Genomic DNA, 20,393 nt, shown 5'->3' on the forward strand with positions numbered 1-20,393 from the left:
CGATTTGATTAATCTTCTCCTTCCTTTTTCTTACGTTTCAGGAAGCGGTGAGAGGGTAAATGAACAAATAGACAAGTGAGATACTCTGAGGAGGAAGATACGATGGCAAAAGTAATGGCGGTTTTATCCAGCGGTTATGTAGACGAAGAAAACAATTACGTGACGGGATGGTGGGCAGAAGAATTGTTCGCCCCTGTCCTTGCACTCGAAGCAGAAGGACATATAGTCGGGCTCGCTTCACCGAAAGGCGGAAAACCCGTTGTAGATCCGATAAGCCTGAGTGAAGAGTATGATCCGGAAGGCAAGTATAAAAAATTATACGACTCCGGTATTGCCGATAAAACAACGCCGATCGTCGATGTTAAAGCGAGTGACTACGACGCTATTTTTATCGTCGGCGGGCACGGTGCGATGTTCGATCTGGCGCATAACGAAGAACTCCATACCCTGATCAATATCGTGTATGGGCAAGGCGGCATCGTCGCGGCAGTCTGCCACGGCCCTGCTCCTCTCGTCTATACGAAACTGCCGAACGGTCGCGGCCTTTTGGAAGGATTGGACGTAACAGGCTACCCTAATAATATGGAGCCAAAAGAAGTAGTAGGCTTACTGCCTTTCAGCCTGGAAGACGAATTAAGCCGCATCGCAAACTATAAAGCCGAAGCAGATGAGAAAGAATATGTGGTCTGGGGCAGTGAACAGATTTTGACCGGGCGCGATCCCCATTCTTCTCCGTTGTTCGGGAAAGAACTGGCGAAAAAACTGACAAGCATCGAGCAAAAGCAGGAAGAGAAGTTTTTTGATTAAGCCCTCAGGTTTAGGGTATGCAGTAGGTAAAGAAGACTAGTATTAACAGGGAGGCGTAAACATGAGCGACAATAAAGAACCGAAAGAAAAGGAATACATGAAAGCCAGCAAAGAATCGTTAAAGCACCCCCCTAACAATAAGGAAGGGCTGCAGGAGCCGAGAACGACCGGCTACAAGCCGCTTCAGATCGGCATCGTCATTTTTGCGATTCTTGTGCTCATCGTTGTCATTATCGGAATCAGCAATGGCATGTGGGGACTGTTCAACTGATTGCCAAACGGCAGTCAGTTTTCTTTTTACTGAAAAACCGAAAAAGGCTTTTCGCTTGTGAGCGAAAAGCTTTTTCTTTTATAAACTTTCAGTCAGTTCGATTTTAGCATCCACCAGTTCTCCGCCACGGTACACTTTCACTTTCAAGGTATCTCCAACCTCAGCTTGTGTATACAAGTGCTGGCGAAGTTCCAAGACAGAGTTTACCGCTTTCCCGTCTAATTCGACGATCACATCATATGGCTGTATGCCGGCTTTTTCCGCGCCGGAACCCGGCGCCACTTCACTCACTACGACACCTTCCGTTACATCTTCAGGCAATCCCAATTGGCTATTGCGGTATTGCTGAGGCACCGAAGACAAGTCCATGATGCTCACTCCGATTGACGGCCGCTCCACTTCGCCTTTCGCTTCCAAGTCTTGAATGATCGGAATGGCTGAATTGATCGGAATAGCCAGCCCGATGCCTTCTACTGCATCCTGGGCAATTTTCATCGAGTTGATGCCGATCACTTGCCCTTGGCTGTTAATCAGCGCACCGCCGCTGTTGCCCGGGTTAATTGCTGCATCTGTTTGAAGAACTTCGGCTTGCCAGTCTTCCGTGCCGTCTCCGTTGATATCAATCGGAACGAGTCGCTCAGTTCCTGATACGACGCCCGTTGTGACCGATCCGGAAAATTGAAGCCCAAGCGGGTTGCCGATGGCAATTACCGGCTCTCCGGCTTTCAGCACAGAAGAATCGCCAAATTCAGCGATTGTGGAAATGCTGCCGCTGTCGACTTTCAATACGGCCAAGTCTGTCCAGACATCAGTTCCGAGAACTTCTGCGTCCAGCTCTGTTTCATCAGCCAAGGTAACTTTCACTCTTTCTGCACCTTCCACTACATGGTTATTGGTCACGATATAGGCGGATCCGCCATCTTTTTTATAAATGACACCAGACCCCGTACCCGCTTCCTGCGCTTCTGCTCCAGCAGCCGGCATGAACGGGTTTTGCTGGGCAGTTTTCAGGTTGGTCACCCCGACTACTGCCGCTGAAGTGGCATCCACAATTTCTGTGACATCTGTTGTGACGATGTCTGAAACATTTTGTATGCCGCTGGCAGTCTCAACAGTTCTCGGCTGGTTTTCTGCTGCTGCGCCCACATCCGTAAATTGCGGAACGGCCACTCCGACCAGCAATGCTCCCGCAATCAAACCTGAAAAGCTTGAAGCAAAATAACCGGTCCGTTTTTTCTTTGGTTCATTTGAATTGTAATATCCCATAGTTAATCGCTCTCCTTAGTTTAATTTATTTTCGATTTCGTATGATGCTTGCTTTTCCGACAGCCAAGCAGCATATTCGGTATTTAAAGCCTCATCAAACAAAGTTTCCTTGATCTGTTCTTTGCTGTTTTCCAGTGTCGCTTCCTGTGCTTCGGTTTTGTCCGTCACTTTGATGATGTGGAAGCCGTATTCCGTTTCCACCGGTTCACTGATTTCATCGGTTTTCATCGCAAAAGCTGCTTTCTCGAACTCTGGAGCCATTTCGCCTGTTCCAAATGCCCCAAGGTCGCCCCCGCTTTCTGCAGTCGCCGTATCGGTTGAGTACTCTTTTGCCAGTTCAGCAAAATCTTCGCCGTTTGCCAGCTTCGCCGCTACTTCTTCTGCTTTTTCCTTTGTTTCCAGTAAAATGTGGCTCGCCTCGACTTGTACCGGCTGTGCCAGGCTTTCTTTGTTTTCTTCAAAATAGCTTTTGGTTTCCTCATCGGTGATGTCAACTTTCGGTCCCAGCAGCTTTTCGATTTTCACTTGCGTTTCGATATCCGCCGTTAAATCTTCCATTGTCATGCCGGTCGCTTTCACCGCTTTTTCCAAAGCTTCGGAACTGCCGTATGCTTCTTCGTATACAGCCATTTCGGCATCAAGCTCTTCTTGGCTCACTTTAATATCCGCCTTCTCCAGTTCCTGTTTAACGATTTCATTTGCAATCATCGAATCGAGCGTCTCAGCTCCTGTAGTTTTCACCATTTCTCCGTACAGGGCATCCCGCTCAATTTCTTTTCCATTTACCGTTGCCACCGCATCGCTCGGTGCAAAACTCGCCACCAAAAATACCGCTGAGGCAATCACTGCTCCGATTGCTATATATACCGCTTTTTTCATATTCAACCCTCTTCCTTCATCTCGTTAATCAAATCTTAACAAGCAAATATGAATAAACTATGACCAAACCGTTAATAGAGATGTAAACTTTGAACAAAAGAAAAAACCTGAAAGCAAAATGCTTTCAGGTTCCACCACTCTTTTATTCTTCCGTCGCCTCCTCCAACTTCCCTTTATGCGGCAAGTGGATGGTGAATTTTGTGCCTTTGTCTTTTTCGCTTTCCACACGGACGTCGCCGTCGTGCAAAGCGATCAATTGTTTGACGATGGACAGGCCAAGGCCAAATTGGCCGCTTCCCCGTGACAGATCCGCTTTGTAAAAGCGACGCCAGATCAAATCGATTTCTTCCACATCGATTCCGCTCCCCGTATCCTGCACTTCAATGACCATGAATTGCGGTTCTTGGAAAGCTTTCAATACAATCCGGCCATTCTCGGTAAACTGGATGCTGTTTTTCACGATATTGGTAAGCACTTGAATGAGCCGGTCCATATCTCCGTAGATCACCTGCCCCGGTTCGGTTTCAATTTCAATGACATTGCCTTTTTCAACCGCCTGCATCTGCAGCTGTTCCTGGATGATTTCCAGAAGTTCATCGGCTTCTATTTCTTCTTTCGTCAAGGTTACCTGGTTAGAACGGATTTTCTCGTAATCCAGATTTTCATTCACAAGGCGCATCAGCCGCTTTGTTTCGTCGCTCACCAAACGGATGCCTTTTTCCCGCTGGTCTTCCGCGATCATATGATTGCGCAGGCCTTCGATAACACCCGCAATCGTGGTCAGCGGTGTCCGCATTTCATGGGAAACATCTGCCATGAATTGGCGGCGCCTATTTTCCAGACGATCAATTTCCTCATTCGACTGCTGCAATTTATTGGCCATTTTATTGAAATCCTTTGCCAAATCACCAAATTCGTCAAACTGGGATTCCGGCAAATTGACTGCATAATTCCCTTCGCTGATCATCGCTGCGGCTTTTTGCATGCGCTGAAGCCGGCTGACATGCAGCTTTGACAGCAGCAGGCTTAACAGCAGCGCCACAGCTAAAGCAATCAGAATTGTCGTCAGCAGCGATTTATTGAGTTCCGAAATCATTTCGCTTGTGCCGCTGATTGGGGATGCCAGCAGCACCCCGCCAATCAAGCGGCCATTTTCCACATAAGGCAGTGCGACAAACGTAACGGTGTATTCAAAACGCTCGACATCCCGGTTGACGACCAGCGTATCGCCTTGTTCGATAACGTTCCACTCTTCCTGCGTCAGCACAACTGGCGGAAAGTTGCCGGTAGAAGGATAAAGAATCCGGCTTTGCTGGTCAAAAACAATGAAATTGATGTTTTGGGCATCCAAAATCGACATATACGATTGCAACCCTGCCCCTGGCCGCGGGCTTTCCAATTCTTCCAGAATCTTTTGCCCGTAGCTTTCCAGCTCTTGCGCTTTTTCTTCATAGGCAAAGTCTTCCACATACCTGACAAACAACAAACTCAAAATCAAAAAAGCGATCAGCAGAATGCTCAAATGGCTGGCAATCAGTTGATAGAAATACTTAATCCGTGTGTTCTTCAAACTTATACCCTACTCCCCAAACGGTATGGAACAGCGCATCCCCGCCGGCTATTTTCTTGCGCAGCCGCTTGATATGGACGTCAACGGTCCGTTCGTCCCCGTAGAATTGATAGCCCCAAACTTGTTCAAGCAATTGTTCCCGGCTGAACACCTGCTTTGGATGCTGAAGGAAAAAGACGAGCAGGTCAAATTCCTTTGGCGTCAGGCTTTGAACCGCTTCACCGTCTTTTTGGATCTCCCGGGTTTCTTTGTTTACGATAAAATGCCTGGTTTGAATCATATCCGACACCGGATCCGCTTTTCGGGCTCTTCGCATGACGGCTTTGATGCGTGCCATCAAGGTCAGCGGACTGAACGGTTTGGTGACGTAATCATCTGCGCCCATCTCAAAACCGATGACTTGATCGGATTCGCTGTCTTTTGCCGTCAGCATAATAATCGGCACAGAACTGCCTTCTTCGCGTATTTTCCTGCAAAGCGCGATGCCGTCCATGCCGGGCAGCATCCAATCAAGGATCAGTAAATCATAATCGCTTTGCTGGTACTTCTTATATCCTTCCAGCCCATCGGCTGCAAAATCGCCGGTGATGCCTTCTTTTGAAAAAAATAATTCGAGCATGGAACTTACACTTGGATTGTCTTCCACCACCAATATTTTCATGCTTCCCCTCCGTCTCTTGTTTCTATAAAAATAAATCACAATTTCCCCAGACGCAAGCGATAGCAAAAAGCTTAGATGCTCCCGCCAATGCAAAGAACGATCGCGCCAAAACAAAAACCGCTCTTTATAAGAGCGGTTAGCATGTTGAAAAAGATATAGAAAAAATTCCCCTTAGAATATCTCCGATATTCCGCAAACCAGCTGCGCTTGCCGCGGGCGAGCGCCAAGCCTCCTCAGCCGCTACGCGTCTTGCGGGGTCTCGGCTGTCTCGCTTTCCCGCAGGCGTCTCCGCTGGTTTGCTCCATATCGACAGTGAACTGTGAATAAAAAGCATGCATACTCATCCACTCTTTCTGATAAAAACAATTCTTTATTAATAGAGTGAACGGAATGAAGCGGAAAGTGGCGACTCCTGCGGGAGCAGCACGAGCTGAAGACACTGGACTGAGCGCAGCGAAGGAAGCGGCTGAAGCCGTGCCCGCGGAAAGCGTCCACTTGGAGCGAAATGGCTTAGAGAATGGAATTTTTCTCCACAGCCTGACCGCTCTTTATAAGAGCGGTCTTCCATTATTCTTTACGCTTTTTTCTCGCGCGTCCGGTATTTTTCAAACAAATCGCCGATCATGTCGTAGTCAATGGCCATGTTGTTTTCATAAGCGTATTTCACGCCGTAGCCGAGTGCCAATGTCATGGCCGTAGCAACCGTCCCACCAATCACCGAACCTGCGCCAGGGATGAATTTCAAAGCCTGGCGGTAAAGGGTATGGCCGATAGTCTGAGTTGCCGTCACCACAATCATGTCTTTAGCCGCTTTTTTGCTGAGCGGCTTATCGTACAGTTTTGAAAGCTTAATAATCATTCCCACCTGAAGGGAAGTCAGCGGAATTACATCAGACCCCGGAATCGGAGACGCCCCGATAACGCCTGCTGAAACGCCTGAGCCGATGATCCAGCGATTGGCTGCGGATGATTTTTCTTTCATGCTTTTAGCGAAGAGCAGGTCTTTCCCCTTCTTTTCGAGCAAAAAAAGAATTTCCTTCTTCAGATTCTCCAGGTTTTCGCCGGTCTTCGAAGATATAGGAATGACTTTGTATTTGTTTTTTGTATGGTCTTTAACAAACTGGACGATCGACGGAATATTTTCTGCCGCATCAATTTTATTCAATACAATCAAAATGTCTTTGTTGTGCTTTTCAATTGCCGTGAATTTCTCTTTCTCGCTTTCCGAGAAAACGGTTCCGGCAGCATTTAGGAAGAACAGCACAACGTCTGAATTCTGGACAAACTCAAGCGTCTTTTTCGGGTTTTCATCGTTCGGATCGTTCAAACCGGGAGTGTCCATAAATTTGATGTTTTCCAGTCCGCGAATATTGTAAGGATCGACACTGATTGTTTCTCCCGGCATCGGGTTCGTGCTGGCAATATCTTCCCCGATGATTTTGTTCACGGTTGAGGATTTACCGGCATTCACTTCTCCGATCAGCGAGATAAGCAAATCCTGTTCAAGCATGTCGTTCACTTTTTTCATTTCATTTTCAAACATGGCATCCATCATTTGGCTGACTTCTTGTTCAAACTCTTTTACCATTCGGCGGTCCCCCTTTTGATCTTTACTGACTATTATAACGAATTCAACCAGTTCTGTGTATTTTTCAGTCCTGGATATACGGCTTCAACAAAGCATCTCCGTACTCCAAAACTTTCTGTACATCTCGGGTATGTTTTTTCGTTTCGCTGTTTTTCTTCCGTTTCTCCATTGTTTTTATATCCAACAGCATATCCGGAAGCTTGGCGCCGGGTGCTTTGTACAGCTGCTCCGATTGGATGAATGAGCCCCCCGGCAAATAATAGCGCATGCCCAGCAGGTTTTTTTCGTATTGGAATAAGTTATGCCCCATCAGCGGTTTTTCATGTTCAATTCCAAGAAGCGCAAGCGCCGTCGGCATGATGTCCACCTGTCCGCCCAAGCGGTCCATTTCGACTGCGTCAAAAAGTCCGCCGCCCGTAAACAGGAGCGGAATGGTGTAGCGCTCTTTCATGGAATAAGAATGGCCGAGGAAATCTTTAAGAAGCACATCATCTTCATAAGAAAGCGGTGAACCGTGAATGCCGGAATGGTCACCGAATATGACAATCAAGGATTCATCGAACAAGCCTTGTTCTTTTAGCTTCTTGATAAAGGTGCCTACCTGCTCATCCGCATAACGGATTGACTGCAAGTAATGGCCGACGTGCGTACCTTCGTATTCCATCGGCAAATTCAGATACTGCATGTCTTCCGGCAGGACGAATGGTGTATGGCTTGTCATCATGACAATATTCGAGTATATGCGCTCGTAGGCATCGAGTTGGCGCGGCAATTCATCCAAGGCGTAGTCCATCAGCACTTCGTCCGCTGGCCCGTACCCGACCTGCTTTATTTCCGGAATTTGTTCATTTGAAAAAATTTCATCAAATCCGAGAACCGGATACAGCACATCGCGGTTCCAAAACTCGATATCATCCGCATGGTAAGTTGCCGAACCATAGCCATGCCCTTTCAGGGTTTGCGCAAGCGAAGGAACTTGGCTTCCGTTCAACTTGTTGACGATCGGCACCATGCCTTCTGTATACAGCCCGGTATTGGTGATCCACTCGGCATCCGAAGTCGTACCTGCTCCAATCTGCTGAAACACGTTGGAGAAATAAGCGCTTTCTTGCAACAAAGCATTGATGTTCGGAGTGATTTCCTGCCCATTCAGCGATCGGCCTATGACAAAATTCTGCATGGACTCTACTTGAATCATGAACAAATGGCGGCCTTTTGCCAACCCGAACGTATCGTGGTTGTTTACTGGCACATATTCATTGCCTTTGAGCGCTTCCAGTTCTTTAGCAGACAAGCTCGTTGACGAGGCATGCGCAGTTTCATTTGCTTGCTGATACATCTGCACCAGTTGGGACTGGGCATACCCATTTTCTTTTGCAAAATACGAGACGTCGATGATTGGCTGTTGAATTGCATAAACAGTGGTGACTGCGCTGACAATGGCCAAGCCGAGTGCAGCATATTTCAGCTTTGGAGCTCGCGGCGCCTCTTTCCATTTTCTCGCAATTATGGCAAGCAGCACGACATCCAGGAAAAACAGGAAATCCGTTGGATGAATCAGCAGCAAAATCGTCGTGCCCACCGTACTGGATTGGGTCGCCTGCTGCAAATCGTAATAAGATGGAATGGTCGTATAATAACGGCTGTATAAAGTCACGGCAAAGAAAATTCCCGAAACCAAAAAGCTGTAAATCCAAGCCGCCAGCCATATCCGTTTTTTGAAAATCAGCAGCACAAGTGCCAACAGAAGAGCCCACACGGGGAATTCGACAAATGCAATATGCCAAACCGATTTGGTATCAAAAATCAGGATGCGAAAGGCACTCACTTTTAATAACAAAAGAAAAAAGATCAATAAATAAGGAACTGCCTTTGATTTGTTCATATGGTCCACCCCCTTTAGCTGACAAATGACCCGGTGCAACAGAGCTAGAAGTTCGTTTGTCCACTGATGTCGAAGCGGCTCCTTCTATCTTTTAATTTTTCTGTTATTCCCATATTCTGTTAGCTTGAAAGACAGCCCCTTCAATTTCCACTTGATAGATATCGGGATTCGTAAAATTCTTCCACTCTTCGTATCCGTAAGATTCGTCAATTTTTTTCAGCATCAATCCCAGCAGGTTGCCATGCGTCACCAGAATGGTCCGGTCAGCAGCGGAAGCCAGTGCGGCCATTCCTCTTTCCGTTGCCTCCATTCCGGATTCACCGCCTGAAAGCTTCATGTCCAAATCCTGAAAAGACTCTTTCAGCCGCTCCATCCAGTCAGGCAAGTTATCTGTGCTTAATACCCGCTCTGCAAGCCGGTCTTCCACTTCTATTCCCAGGCCCAGAAGGTCGGCTGTCGGTTCAATGGATTCAATGGCCCGTGTAAATGGACTGGAAATAATGTGCCTGATTTCTTTATCTTGAAAGAAATTGGCAAGTTGCCGTGCCTGTTGTTCCCCTTCAGGCGTCAACAAAGCGCCCGGTTCTTGCCCAGTAGCGCTGCAATGCCGTACTAAGTAAATCGTTTTTTTCATTTGCCATTCTCCTAATTTCCTTTTGCAGGACCGTTCTTAGCTCCATTATAAGACTTTATGAAAAATCCGTCTGTTTTAGACCATTCAGCATACAAAACTTCCTCGATATCACTATATCCTTCGTTCTGCAATTGCTGATAAAGCCATTCTTTCGATTTTCCTGCATACTTTAAGATTCCTTCATTGATTTCTCCTTCATCTACAAAAAGGAACGACAAAGAGTCGTCTTTCGGTTTAATATTGAGCATTTCCGGGGTCACGCTATCCTTTTCTGCATACTTGCGCAAGCTGATCGAACCTCCCGGCTCCAGATACAAGTCGCGAACTTCGCGCAGTGAAAATACACCGTGTTCACGCAGCATCGTTCGGAGCTGTTCCATCTCCAGATGGTTTTTATTCAATTCATCTATCATAAATTCCCCGTCCTGAATCAGAATTGAAGAATCTCCTTTAAGCAATACCCTGATTTTGTCGTATTTTTTCGAGAGCTTTTCAATTCCATAAAGCATGATTCCCCAAACTGCCGCTGCAAACCACACATGCAGCCCCGAGACTTTATCGTCATAAATGCTTTCTTCCAAAATACCGCCAAGAACTATGGAATAAATAAAGTCGAACGGCGTCAGCTGGGACATTTCCTTTTTCCCGAGCAGCCTGGTCACCACCAGCAATGCCACAAGCCCGAAAATCAGTTTGACTCCAATGTCCACATACGTCATAACCTTCTCCTCCAATTCAATTATCCTCTATGGTCCCATTCCCCTTTCCCTGTTTTTTAAGCCACTAAAAAACCCCGAAGCCAATAGCTTCGAGGTTTTGCATCATAATTTTTTCATTAAGTTGGCCATTTCAATAGCGCCGGCTGCAGATTCCCAGCCTTTGTTGCCTGCTTTTGTTCCTGCGCGCTCGATCGCCTGTTCAATTGAATCCGTCGTCAACACTCCGAAAATAACCGGAATATTAGCCTGGTCACTTGCTCTGGAAACCCCTTTTGCCACTTCGCTGCAAACATAATCGAAATGCGGCGTCGCGCCTCTGATTACAGTTCCAAGGGTAATAACCGCATCATAATTGCCGCTTAACGCCATTTTCTTGGCAACCAGCGGAATTTCAAAAGCTCCGGGCACCCATGCAATGGATACATCCGTATCCTTGACGCCATGGCGCTTCAAGGCGTCTTCTGCACCACTCAGCAACTTGCTGGTGATAAATTCGTTAAAGCGTCCGACAACAATGCCGATGCGCAGTCCTTCGCCGTTTAAATATCCTTCAAAATGTACTGTCATAATCCGGGTCTCCTTTAGAAATTCAGCAAATGGCCGAGTTTCGATTTTTTGGTTTTCATATAGTCTTCGTTATCTTTAGTCGTCTGCATTTCAATCGGCAGGCGTTCGACCACTTCAAGTCCATAACCACCAATGCCGGCAATTTTTCTGGGGTTATTCGTCAATAGTTTCATTTTTACGATTCCGAGATCCCGCAAAATTTGGGCGCCGATTCCGTAATCGCGCAAATCGTCTGCGAATCCGAGTTTCTGATTGGCTTCCACCGTATCATAGCCTTGCGCCTGCAATTCATAGGCTTTCAGCTTATTGATCAGGCCGATGCCACGCCCTTCCTGGCGCATGTATAGCAGGACACCTGATTCCGAGGAACCGATTTGCTCCAGCGCAGCATGAAGCTGCGGCCCGCAATCGCATTTATGGGAACCAAAAACGTCCCCTGTTAAACATTCGGAATGGACGCGTACCAGAACCGGCCGCTCCGGATCGATGTCCCCTTTGACAAAAGCCACATGATCCTGTCCAGTCAGCACTTCGGTATAGCCGATGGTCCGGAATTCCCCGTATGCTGTTGGAAGCGCAACTTCCACTTCCCGCTTGATCAATTTTTCGTTTTTGCGTTTGTAGGCGATCAGATCCTGGATGGTCAATATGCCCAACCCGAGGCGTTCCGCCACTTTCTGGAGATCATCTACACGGGCCATTGTGCCGTCCGAATTCATGATTTCGCAGATGACGCCAGCTGGCGCGGATCCGGCCAGTTTCGCTAAATCCACTGCCGCTTCCGTATGCCCTGCACGGCGCAATACGCCGCCTTTTTTGGCAATGAGCGGGAAAACATGGCCGGGGCGTTTGAAATCCGCAGCTTTGGAGTCGGGATCGAGCATATTCAAGATTGTATGCGAACGTTCAAAAGCACTGATGCCTGTGGTCGTGTCTCTATGGTCGACGCTAATGGTAAACGCTGTTCCGTATTCATCCGTATTGTTGTCTGTCATTAATCCGATTTTCAGCCGTTTGGCAATTGTTTCTTCCACCGGCACGCAAATCAATCCGCGGCCTTCGGTTGCCATCAAATTAATAATTTCCGGCGTAGCATGTTCTGCCAAAGCGATAAAATCCCCTTCATTTTCCCGGTTTTCATCATCAATGACGATGACAGCTTTTCCGTCTTTTAAATCCCGAACCGCTTCTTCTACCGTATAGAACATTTTACCGCCTCCATCAAAATCCGTTTTCAGCCAGCCAGCTCCGAGTCATTTTCGGCTGCGCTGATTGAATCCGTTCTGTGTATTTTGCTAGTAAATCACATTCGATATTCACGCGTGCACCAATCCCTTTTTCTCCTAATAGAGAATCTTCCTGTGTGGTGGGAATCAATGAAATGGTTATGGTCTTATTTCCAAGATCGAAAATCGTAAGCGATGTTCCGTCCACTGCGACAGATCCCTTAAGCATCATGTACTTCATGAGTTCCGGCTCCACTTCAATTACTTTAGTGAGGGCATTCGACTCTTTTTTAACCGAACGGATGACACCGGTGCCGTCGATATGTCCGCTGACAAAATGGCCGCCAAAACGCCCGTTGGCAGGCATCGCCCGTTCCAGATTCACACGGGAACCGCTTTTCAGTTCCGACATGGTGGAAGTTTTGACCGTTTCAGGAATGACATCGACTGTAAATGTATTGTGTGTAAAAGTCGAAACCGTCAGGCAGACGCCATTGATTGAAATGCTGTCTCCCCGCTTCACGTCTTCCAAAACGAGTGAACAGGCAATTGTCAGTTCCATGGCCTGTGGCTTAGCGCGGAGAGAAGCCACACGGCCCACTTCTTCCACTATTCCAGTAAACACTTGCAATCACACTCCTTTGCCATGTTTTAAGACTTTCTTCGTCCTAAAACTTTATTCAGTTGTGTCGAGCTTCGAATGCGTTTAATCAGAGATTACGCATTCTTCGGCAAATTTGCCGAAAAGGCAATGCAAAATATGAGTTCTTTCCACCAAGGGGCAAACGGGTGGTAAGGAAAGGGTAAGTCTGAGGAATATTAAGTAAATATAAACCAATGCACATTTTTATTGGATCTGTTCCAAAAGCCGGCTTTAAAAGGAGGATCTTTTTCCGCAACAGCATAGACTTCACCAATTTTTTAAAAAAGTGCATAACAAAAAAAGCTTCAATTCTTCTCCCATCCAGACTTTAACTGTCGGTGCCGGATTTACACCAGCTCCACCGTCTATGAGATGTGCAGGCGCATAGTCAGCCCCGACAAGCGCTGTAGGGCTTGCTGGTCACGGCGTTTTTTGCCGTGGCCAGCAAGACCGAAGCGACCTCGAAGGGCTATGCGCCGGAACTGAACACTGAAATGTGCAGGCAATCGTGCAATACACAACAGGCCTAAGGCGAACCATCTGCGCGGCACTTTCTGCCGCAAAGATGGATTGGCTTATGACACCGAGGGTCTGATTGCCGGAACTGGACACTGAAATATGCAGGTCCTCGTTCACTCAGCTGCTCCTAATCACAGATCGGGTCACGGACTTACAGTTTCCTGCTCACCGCCGGTAAGGAATTTCACCTTGCCCCGAAGAATTGATTCGATTATTCGTCCGTTTAATAGTAACATAAATAGACGAATAATCAGTAAATTTCTATCAAAATGTCATAGGGGGTTAATACATGTCACATTCTTTGCCAGTAAAAGGAGTCGATGTGGACGAGGAAACACGCTGCGCCCATTACCATTCCGAAATTGACCGCATCGCCATCAAATTTTTCTGCTGCGGCATTTATTATCCTTGCTTTGAGTGCCACCAAGCAGCCGGATGCAGCCAACCCAAAGTATGGCCAAAAGAAAAATTCGATGATAAAGCTGTTCTCTGCGGTGCATGCGGCCACGAACTGGCCATTCAAGAATACTTGGACTGCGCGTCATCATGTCCGGCCTGCCAGGCACGTTTTAATCCGGGATGCAGTTTGCATAAGCATCTGTATTTCGAATGATTTTGCAGCACGAGCCGAATGCACTTCTGCAACTGATCATTTACTCCAAAAAAAAAGAGAACATCAACTGTTCTCTTTTTGCGCATCCACTCTTAAACACATAACAATCTGTTCGCCTTTGGAGCGCATCAGGCGCCGTCCGGTATCTTCAAATCCGGCTTTCTGATAGACTCGCTGAGCCGGCAGGTTTCGCGCATTCACACCAAGCACGACTTCATTGAACTTCGGAAATTCTTTTTGGATAAAGCCCGGCAATGCATAAATCGAGCCTGTGGCAATGCCGCGCCCCTGGAATTTCGGGTTTACGGAATAACCTCGAAGCAACAGTGCGTTCGGGTTATTGGAATACAATTTTCGGTCATCTGATTCGTCCAGTTCAAAAAAGCCGGCCACTTCATCGCGTGCTTTGATGACAATCAGGTGCTTATCCGGGTTTCGGGCATCGCGTTCAATGATGTCCTGCGGCAAGCCGGTAAATTCCAATTGGTCTGACGGCAGATTGTATTCGACAGTCACTTTCGAGGTATAAGGGTGAAGCGTGACTTCTTTCTTTTTAATCACTTCAAACGCCTCCTTGCAAAATGGCCGCCGCGCCGATTCCTGGGCGGCAGCAACAAACCTGAGCCTTCTTTTAATTCTTGTTGTCCGCCATGATCAAGTGTTCGGTCCCGGATGGCAGATTGTTCAAGGCTTCCCGCAAAAATTCCGGGTAGAGATTCACTTTCCCAACTTCCTCAAGCGCTACCCATTGATAAGTCAGGCGATCGCCTTCCGGACCAAAAAATGGTTCGGAGCGGTAATGCTGCTCGCCGCCCTTGCTTTTCACCGCATAGTAAAAACCCAGTTCGTGGTAAGCTTTTTCACTGTACGTGAAAAAGTTTTCCGTTACCCACAGCAGACGCTCGGTTACAGCTTCTGCATCCAGTTCCTCTTTGATCTCACGCACCAGACACGTTTTCGAGTCTTCCAGCATTTGCGCCCGGCCTCCCGGCAACGCCCAATGGGATTCGTGCGTCTGCTTGTGCAGCAAAACATGGCCGTTTTCAATCCATACTGCTGCCACCCGGTAATTGAACACCTGGTTCTCCATTTTGAATGTCGTATCCATCTTGCACCCCTTATTCTTTCTCCAATGTAACCGACACAATCTCCGGCCGATTAAAAATCCTCAACGGGAACCCGCTGTTTCCGAGCCCCCTGCTGAGCACAAGCTGGGTTCCGCCTTTTTCAAACACCCCTTCGGTCATGGCCGGAAACCAGCCCTGTCCAGGAGCAATCAATCCGCCAAGCCCAGGCATGCGGATTTGCCCTCCATGGGCATGGCCGGAAAACACAACGTCGACGCCTTCATCTACGTATGTATTGAACATCTCTGGCCGGTGAGCCAACAGCAGCGTAAATTCATCTTTCAAATCCGCTTCATCCAGCGCTCCAAGCGTAAATTCTTCTTCGGTCAGATTCACATCCATCAACGGATCATTGATTCCCGCTATTTGAAGGGATTCCCCGTCCAGTTCCCATTGTAAGGAATCGTTCATCAAAACGATAACGCCTCTTTCTTTAAGTGCGGCCGTTATTTCTTCAAGTTTGTTTACGGATACTTCGTGGTTGCCGATGACAAAATAAACTTCTGTCATTTCCACCAAGGCATCCACCAAATCCAAACTTACTTCCAAATCGTAACGGTCGCTGTCAATCAAGTCCCCTGTCACAAAAATGGCATCCGGTTTTTCCGCTTCCACTTTTTCAATCAATGAAGACTGTTTCTTTCCAAACTCTGCATTGTGCAGATCAGAAATTTGGACGATTTTCTTTCCGTCAAATGCTGCGGGCAATTCTTTTGAGGCCACCGAATATTCCGTTGTCACAATCCATTTATTATTCATCCATACAAAGCCCCAAACAAAAAATACGAGGACTAAAAATACAACTAACTTTTTCATCTATTGTTACCTCTATTCGATCTTGATCAAATCAATAGGCGTGATAATACCTGTCAACTTCTCTTCTTTTTTGCCATTCCGCGTAATGAGCAGCGCTTCCAGCCGGCTGCCTTCCATCACTGAACGCTTGAATATTTCTTCCGCTTCGTAAACAGATGTATTCGAGGCGATAAAACGATGGTTTTCACCAGCACGTTCGTATTTCAAGATATCGCCCATCGTGGTTATTTCCCGGGAAATGATTCGTTCATCCACCGTTTGGACAAGCCAGCGGGCTATGCCGGCCGAAGTAATCAGGCCGATAAATTCCCCGTTCAAGTAAATGGGGAATTGCAGGAAGTTCCGTCCCCTTACAACGCGCAATACTTTCGCCAGGCTGTCTTCCGCTTGGAACGTATGCACTGCCCTTGCAAACATGGCACCTGCCGTTACCGGCTGCGACAGCAAATGCTCAATGCGTTCTATCAATTCTACAACTTCAAGGTGCGGTTCCGCAATTACATACTCAGTGGAAGTCCGGTGATGGACAATGGCATTCCGAAGATCGGCGAATTCCCGCAGGTCTTCTTCGTATTTTCTCACCGTGGCATTTTCTTTTTTTGCTAAATCAACCGCTTTGAAAAAAGTGATATAGCTTGCCCCTCCAATGATTTCTTTCAGCTTTTTTTCAATTTTATTGAATGCCACAATAAAGCGGGCAGAGTTTTCCTTAGCCAAGAACCTCCACTCCTTTATCAGCGGTAATTTCAATTTTCAGCCGGTCTGGGTCTTCCATAAAAACGGCATAATAATCCGGTCCTCCCGCAAAAGGATGGCGGTCTTCATATAAAACAGGAACGCCTTTTTGTTTCATCTTTAAAGTCAGGCGGTCCACTTCTGCGGGCGATTCGGCATGGAATGCCAAATGGTTTAATCCTGTCATTTTACGGTGATAAGGAATGTCACGGAACGGCTCCTCCGTCTGGACAAAAACCAGGTACGCAGAACCGCTTCTATAACTGAAACCGAGTGGCCACTTCTGGTATTCTGCATATCCGAGCTCAGGAAGCAAAACACTGTAAAATTCCCTCGATCTGTTTAAATTGGAGACGTTGATTTCTATATGGTGCAGCATATGCATCAACTCCTTTTTTTCAGTTTAACAGAACGGAACTGAAAAATTCACGGCTCAGAAGCTGCCGGAATCGGACACACTGAAAAACCGCAGCTTCAGCAGCTGCGGCAAAGAGGCATCTATACTTTTGTTTTGGAAGCATTGGCCTTTGACGACCAGATTCCGGCCAGTATCATGGCAATAAGCAATATAACGCCGATGCCGATGGTCCACCAGAAATCTTCCGGCTTCGGCCCATCCAATAGCCACTGGGCAGCATATACCGGGATTTTCATCGGAGAAACAGTCCAGTACGTTCCAAACAACCCGTCGATCAGCTGAAAGATAAAGATAGCCAATAGCGACCCAGCAGCCGCCAGCCCTGCGTTTGGCAGCGCAGCGCTCATCAACAGCACAAGGCTTACGATCAGCAAAATCCAGAGGCTGTACGTTGCCCCGAATTTCAGGAATTTCGTGAAGTCGACTCTTTCAAATAATAAGAATGTATAATAGTAGGCCGCCAGTAAGCCGGACCAGACGCTGAGAATTCCGACTGTGCTTGCCAGCATCCACTTGCTTAAAAAGTAAGCCCGATAGGACAGCGGGCGGACATACAGCAAGGTGGCGGTGCCGTTTTTCCGCTCTCCTGCCACTGAACCCATATACGCCAGCACCAAAACCAGCATGCCGATCAACTGGTATTGGCCCATCACTGCAACCAGGATTTCTTCCGGTGCAGGAGGCGGGATCTCAATAACAGCCCCTTCCGGCAAATTTCCGACAGAATCCAAAATCTGCGGCAAAAAGTAATTGGTCACAGGTTCAATGATTCCAAACAGAATAAATACGATAGGAATCCAAAAAATCTTGTAATTCCGGAAATTCTCCCGCCATTCCTTTTTCAGCAACACATTGATTTGAGTCATTCTGCACCCGCCACCTTCAGGAAGATTTCTTCAAGTGTAGCTTGTTGCCGTTCGATACCGGAGACGCCGGATGCGTCTTTGGAAAGCGCAAGCATTACTTCTTCCATTCGGGGGCCTGTCTCACCAACTGGCAACAGAACCGCTGCCCCTTCCACACGGGCTTTCCAGTTATGGTGTTCCGCAAAATGGGCAGCAGAACGGACATCCTGAAAACGAATGCGGATAGTTGGTTCAGCATAGCGTTCTCTCACTTCTTCAAGCGACCCCTGCTCCACCAGCTGGCCGCGGCGAAGGAATAGTACTTGGTCGGTCATTTCTTCCGCATCGTTCAAAATATGGGTGGAATACAAAATGGTCGTCTCATGCTGCAAGGATTTCAGCAAATTCATAATTTCCCGGCGCCCCGTCGGATCCAGAGCAGATACCGGTTCATCCAGCAACAGCAGTTTCGGGCGGTGGACGATTGCCTGGGCCAATCCGAGCCGCTGCTTCATCCCCCCTGAAAACGTGCCGGTTTTCTTGTTTATGGCAGCTCCAAGCCCCACAAACTCAAGTGTTTCAACCGAACGGCTTCTGGCTTCTCTGGCAGCAATCCCGCTGAGCCTGGCCGCCATCTCTAAAAATTCGAGAGCCGTCAGCCACGGAAAAAGCTGTGGGTGCTGCGGCAAAAAGCCGACGCCGGAATGGTTTTGCCAGTTGACACTGCCGCTTGTCTGCTTCAATAATCCGGCAAGCATCGACAAGGTCGTTGTTTTCCCTGCGCCGTTCGGCCCGATCAATGCCGTTGAAGTCCGCTCTTCCAATGAAAAGGAAAGATTGTTTACCGCGATTTCCGAACCATAACGTTTCGTCAGCTTGTCCACTTCCAGAATGTTCAATAATTCCGCCTCCCAATCACCAAGTACAGAATCGGTCCCAGAATATTGACAAAGACAATCAGTATACCCCACAGCCATTTAGGCCCATTCGGATTCGAGTTCTTTGCCAAGTCCATCAACGTGAAAATCATTAAGCCAAGCTGAATGGCAATAATCGGCAGCAGCAACAGCACTAAGGTGGTTTGATCCATTTTCTTTCCTCCTTTTTGTTTACAGCAAAAAAGCAATCAGCAGCAGAACCGCAACCGGAAGCAGAAGGTACAGCCAGCTTTTCGGATTGCCAAAATTAATGGTCCAACCGATGCCGAACCGTTTTTCCGCCATTACCGATGGATCTTCTTTATTGACATAAAAAATTCCGGCTTTCCAGTGTTCGTCAGAATCTGCATCAATTACGCCAGGATCTGCCTGCTCTTCTTCTGCAAAAGAAGAGCTTTTCACCACCTTAAATGCATAAAAGGCTGTCCCGCCCAGCACCACTATTAAGAAACCTACAATTAGCGCCATATACCCCAGTGCAGTGCCAAGTCCGGCATGGATGATGGACAATTGAAGGCTCCCCATCAACAGCGTTGATGCAATCGCCGAGATGAGAAGAAGCCAGCTGCCGTACTTACGGGAAGCGAGTTCCCGTTCGCGCGATTGCAGCTTCTGGCTGGCCCTGATTTTTGCCCCGCTCGTTTTCCGCGCCCAATTCAAAGCAAAAAACAGGATTTGCATGACAAGCAGCACCAGCATTAGCGAAATGCTCGTAAAAACCGTTTTCTCCGTATACCGGTCCGGACCATCCGGGCCCCAGTGAACCGGAATTTGCGCAGGCAAGCTGCCGTAATGGCTCAGCGTGTACAAGATTAATCCAAATGTGATGATCATCGGAAGAAGGAAGGCTGCATTCGAAACCATTTCCAAGTCGTTGCGGAACTGCAAGTCAACGACGACTTTTTCTTTTTTTCCTTTGGTCCATCCCTGTTTTTGTTTTTCCTTTTTCACTTTCACATGATTCCTGAGATACAGCACCATACTGAATACAATCAAAGCAAGCTGAAGCCCAACACCCCATAAAGCTGCTGTTTCTTCAGAAGTTTCTGTGGCGCCGAACCCAATGGCATAAAGTCCGACAATGGCGCCTCCCACAATCAGAACCTGAATCGTGTAGTTCTTCTTCAAATTCTGGAGAAGCTCTTGCTGTGAATATTCCAATGGCACGTAAATTCCAAACACTTCTGTTTTCCTTACGAAAAAAGGAACGAAAGCCTGAGCCCCGATTACGAGCAGCATGATAACCGCCATTAGCAATACAGTCATTTGGATCCCCCCTGAATTTTGCGGATGGTTTGTTCAATCATTTGTTGCAATTCCTCTTTTTCCAGCTGCAGGCATAAGGCTTCTGCCAGTATTGGCCGCAATTCCTGTTCAATGCGGTTCTTTTCTTCTTCTGTCGCTCTGCGAATGCCTTCGGGATGAATGAACACTCCTTTTTTCGGAATGATTTCAATCATCTTTTTCTCTTCCAAATAATGATAAGCTTTGTTGACAGTGTGCATGTTCATACCAAGGTCTGCAGCAAAAGATCGGCCTGAAGGAAGCGGTGAACCCGGCGGAAGCCCACCGCTCGCCACGCCTTCCATGATTTGATTCGCCAGCTGCAAATAGATAGGGACAGCAGAGTGCGGTTCAATTTCAATAAACATATTTCTCACTCCTT

At 47.4% G+C, this 20,393-nt stretch carries 24 protein-coding genes; 3 read left to right on the top strand and 21 right to left on the bottom strand.

The genetic code is table 11. The annotated features are described in order from the left end of the window. Positions 1-102 precede the first annotated feature (102 nt). Positions 103-807 carry a type 1 glutamine amidotransferase domain-containing protein gene (locus tag QWY22_RS16820; protein ID WP_300981970.1) on the top strand — a complete coding sequence of 235 codons (705 nt, stop codon included), beginning with the start codon at positions 103-105 and terminating at the stop codon, positions 805-807. Positions 808-868: 61 nt separating this feature from the next. After that, positions 869-1,078: a hypothetical protein gene (locus QWY22_RS16825; protein WP_036804978.1), complete on the top strand. Its 210-nt coding sequence runs from the start codon at positions 869-871 to the stop codon at positions 1,076-1,078. Between the two features lie 78 nt (positions 1,079-1,156). On the opposite strand, the gene QWY22_RS16830 is transcribed toward QWY22_RS16825, so the two are convergent. From QWY22_RS16830 to ribE, 11 genes are all read right to left on the bottom strand, one after another. Then, a complete protein-coding gene (locus QWY22_RS16830) occupies positions 1,157-2,344 on the bottom strand; it encodes a S1C family serine protease (RefSeq protein ID WP_300981971.1) in 1,188 nt (395 codons plus the stop codon). A gap of 15 nt (positions 2,345-2,359) precedes the next feature. Continuing rightward, positions 2,360-3,223, bottom strand: a complete 864-nt coding sequence (locus QWY22_RS16835) for a peptidylprolyl isomerase (protein WP_300981972.1) — start codon at positions 3,221-3,223, stop codon at positions 2,360-2,362. Positions 3,224-3,365: 142 nt separating this feature from the next. Further along, entirely contained in the window at positions 3,366-4,793 is a 1,428-nt protein-coding gene (locus QWY22_RS16840) for an ATP-binding protein (protein WP_300981973.1), read from the bottom strand. Next, positions 4,774-5,454 (bottom strand): response regulator transcription factor, encoded by a 681-nt coding sequence (locus QWY22_RS16845; protein WP_300981974.1) that lies wholly within the window; start codon positions 5,452-5,454, stop codon positions 4,774-4,776. Before QWY22_RS16845 ends, QWY22_RS16840 begins: the two co-directional genes overlap by 20 nt. A gap of 574 nt (positions 5,455-6,028) precedes the next feature. Further along, positions 6,029-7,042, bottom strand: coding sequence for a GTPase (locus tag QWY22_RS16850; protein WP_300981975.1), 1,014 nt, complete (start codon positions 7,040-7,042; stop codon positions 6,029-6,031). Positions 7,043-7,106: 64 nt separating this feature from the next. Next, positions 7,107-8,927, bottom strand: a complete 1,821-nt coding sequence (locus QWY22_RS16855; protein WP_300981976.1) for an LTA synthase family protein — start codon at positions 8,925-8,927, stop codon at positions 7,107-7,109. Between the two features lie 103 nt (positions 8,928-9,030). Beyond that, positions 9,031-9,561 carry a histidine phosphatase family protein gene (locus QWY22_RS16860; RefSeq protein WP_300981977.1) on the bottom strand — a complete coding sequence of 177 codons (531 nt, stop codon included), beginning with the start codon at positions 9,559-9,561 and terminating at the stop codon, positions 9,031-9,033. Between the two features lie 11 nt (positions 9,562-9,572). Further along, a complete protein-coding gene (locus tag QWY22_RS16865; RefSeq protein WP_300981978.1) occupies positions 9,573-10,280 on the bottom strand; it encodes a DUF421 domain-containing protein in 708 nt (235 codons plus the stop codon). A gap of 102 nt (positions 10,281-10,382) precedes the next feature. Next, a complete protein-coding gene (gene ribH, locus QWY22_RS16870) occupies positions 10,383-10,847 on the bottom strand; it encodes a 6,7-dimethyl-8-ribityllumazine synthase (protein ID WP_300981979.1) in 465 nt (154 codons plus the stop codon). A 14-nt stretch (positions 10,848-10,861) separates the two neighbouring features. Next, on the bottom strand, positions 10,862-12,055 hold the full coding sequence (locus QWY22_RS16875) for a bifunctional 3,4-dihydroxy-2-butanone-4-phosphate synthase/GTP cyclohydrolase II (protein WP_300981980.1): 1,194 nt from the start codon (positions 12,053-12,055) through the stop codon (positions 10,862-10,864). Positions 12,056-12,068: 13 nt separating this feature from the next. Then, positions 12,069-12,698: a riboflavin synthase gene (gene ribE, locus QWY22_RS16880; protein WP_224074733.1), complete on the bottom strand. Its 630-nt coding sequence runs from the start codon at positions 12,696-12,698 to the stop codon at positions 12,069-12,071. 826 nt (positions 12,699-13,524) lie between these two features. Here ribE and QWY22_RS16885 point away from each other — a divergent pair. Further along, complete coding sequence (locus tag QWY22_RS16885) at positions 13,525-13,848, top strand: CHY zinc finger protein (RefSeq protein WP_300981981.1); 324 nt, start codon at positions 13,525-13,527, stop codon at positions 13,846-13,848. A gap of 63 nt (positions 13,849-13,911) precedes the next feature. Here the strand turns inward: QWY22_RS16885 and QWY22_RS16890 are convergent, their stop codons facing one another. The 10 genes from QWY22_RS16890 to QWY22_RS16935 all read right to left on the bottom strand — a co-directional run bounded on the left by QWY22_RS16890 (position 13,912) and on the right by QWY22_RS16935 (position 20,379). Beyond that, positions 13,912-14,409 carry a GNAT family N-acetyltransferase gene (locus tag QWY22_RS16890; protein WP_300981982.1) on the bottom strand — a complete coding sequence of 166 codons (498 nt, stop codon included), beginning with the start codon at positions 14,407-14,409 and terminating at the stop codon, positions 13,912-13,914. 70 nt (positions 14,410-14,479) lie between these two features. Then, the gene (locus tag QWY22_RS16895; protein WP_300981983.1) at positions 14,480-14,956 is read right to left on the bottom strand and encodes an NUDIX hydrolase; all 477 of its coding nucleotides are present in this window, start codon (positions 14,954-14,956) and stop codon (positions 14,480-14,482) included. A 10-nt stretch (positions 14,957-14,966) separates the two neighbouring features. Continuing rightward, a complete protein-coding gene (locus tag QWY22_RS16900; RefSeq protein WP_300981984.1) occupies positions 14,967-15,791 on the bottom strand; it encodes a metallophosphoesterase in 825 nt (274 codons plus the stop codon). Between the two features lie 12 nt (positions 15,792-15,803). Further along, positions 15,804-16,508 carry a CBS domain-containing protein gene (locus tag QWY22_RS16905; RefSeq protein ID WP_300981985.1) on the bottom strand — a complete coding sequence of 235 codons (705 nt, stop codon included), beginning with the start codon at positions 16,506-16,508 and terminating at the stop codon, positions 15,804-15,806. Beyond that, positions 16,501-16,905 (bottom strand): VOC family protein, encoded by a 405-nt coding sequence (locus QWY22_RS16910; protein WP_300981986.1) that lies wholly within the window; start codon positions 16,903-16,905, stop codon positions 16,501-16,503. Before QWY22_RS16910 ends, QWY22_RS16905 begins: the two co-directional genes overlap by 8 nt. Before the next feature lie 119 nt (positions 16,906-17,024). Next, positions 17,025-17,810, bottom strand: coding sequence for an ABC transporter permease (locus QWY22_RS16915; protein ID WP_300981987.1), 786 nt, complete (start codon positions 17,808-17,810; stop codon positions 17,025-17,027). Beyond that, on the bottom strand, positions 17,807-18,688 hold the full coding sequence (locus QWY22_RS16920) for an ABC transporter ATP-binding protein (RefSeq protein ID WP_300981988.1): 882 nt from the start codon (positions 18,686-18,688) through the stop codon (positions 17,807-17,809). The genes QWY22_RS16915 and QWY22_RS16920 overlap by 4 nt, the downstream gene beginning before the upstream one ends. Continuing rightward, positions 18,685-18,879 (bottom strand): PLD nuclease N-terminal domain-containing protein, encoded by a 195-nt coding sequence (locus QWY22_RS16925; RefSeq protein WP_300981989.1) that lies wholly within the window; start codon positions 18,877-18,879, stop codon positions 18,685-18,687. Before QWY22_RS16925 ends, QWY22_RS16920 begins: the two co-directional genes overlap by 4 nt. A 19-nt stretch (positions 18,880-18,898) precedes the next feature. After that, the gene (locus QWY22_RS16930; RefSeq protein WP_300981990.1) at positions 18,899-19,993 is read right to left on the bottom strand and encodes a DUF1648 domain-containing protein; all 1,095 of its coding nucleotides are present in this window, start codon (positions 19,991-19,993) and stop codon (positions 18,899-18,901) included. Beyond that, entirely contained in the window at positions 19,990-20,379 is a 390-nt protein-coding gene (locus QWY22_RS16935) for a GntR family transcriptional regulator (protein WP_300981991.1), read from the bottom strand. The genes QWY22_RS16930 and QWY22_RS16935 overlap by 4 nt, the downstream gene beginning before the upstream one ends. Between the last annotated feature and the right edge of the window lie 14 nt (positions 20,380-20,393).

The sequence above is a fragment of the Planococcus liqunii genome (assembly GCF_030413595.1).
Lineage (GTDB): Bacteria > Bacillota > Bacilli > Bacillales_A > Planococcaceae > Planococcus > Planococcus liqunii.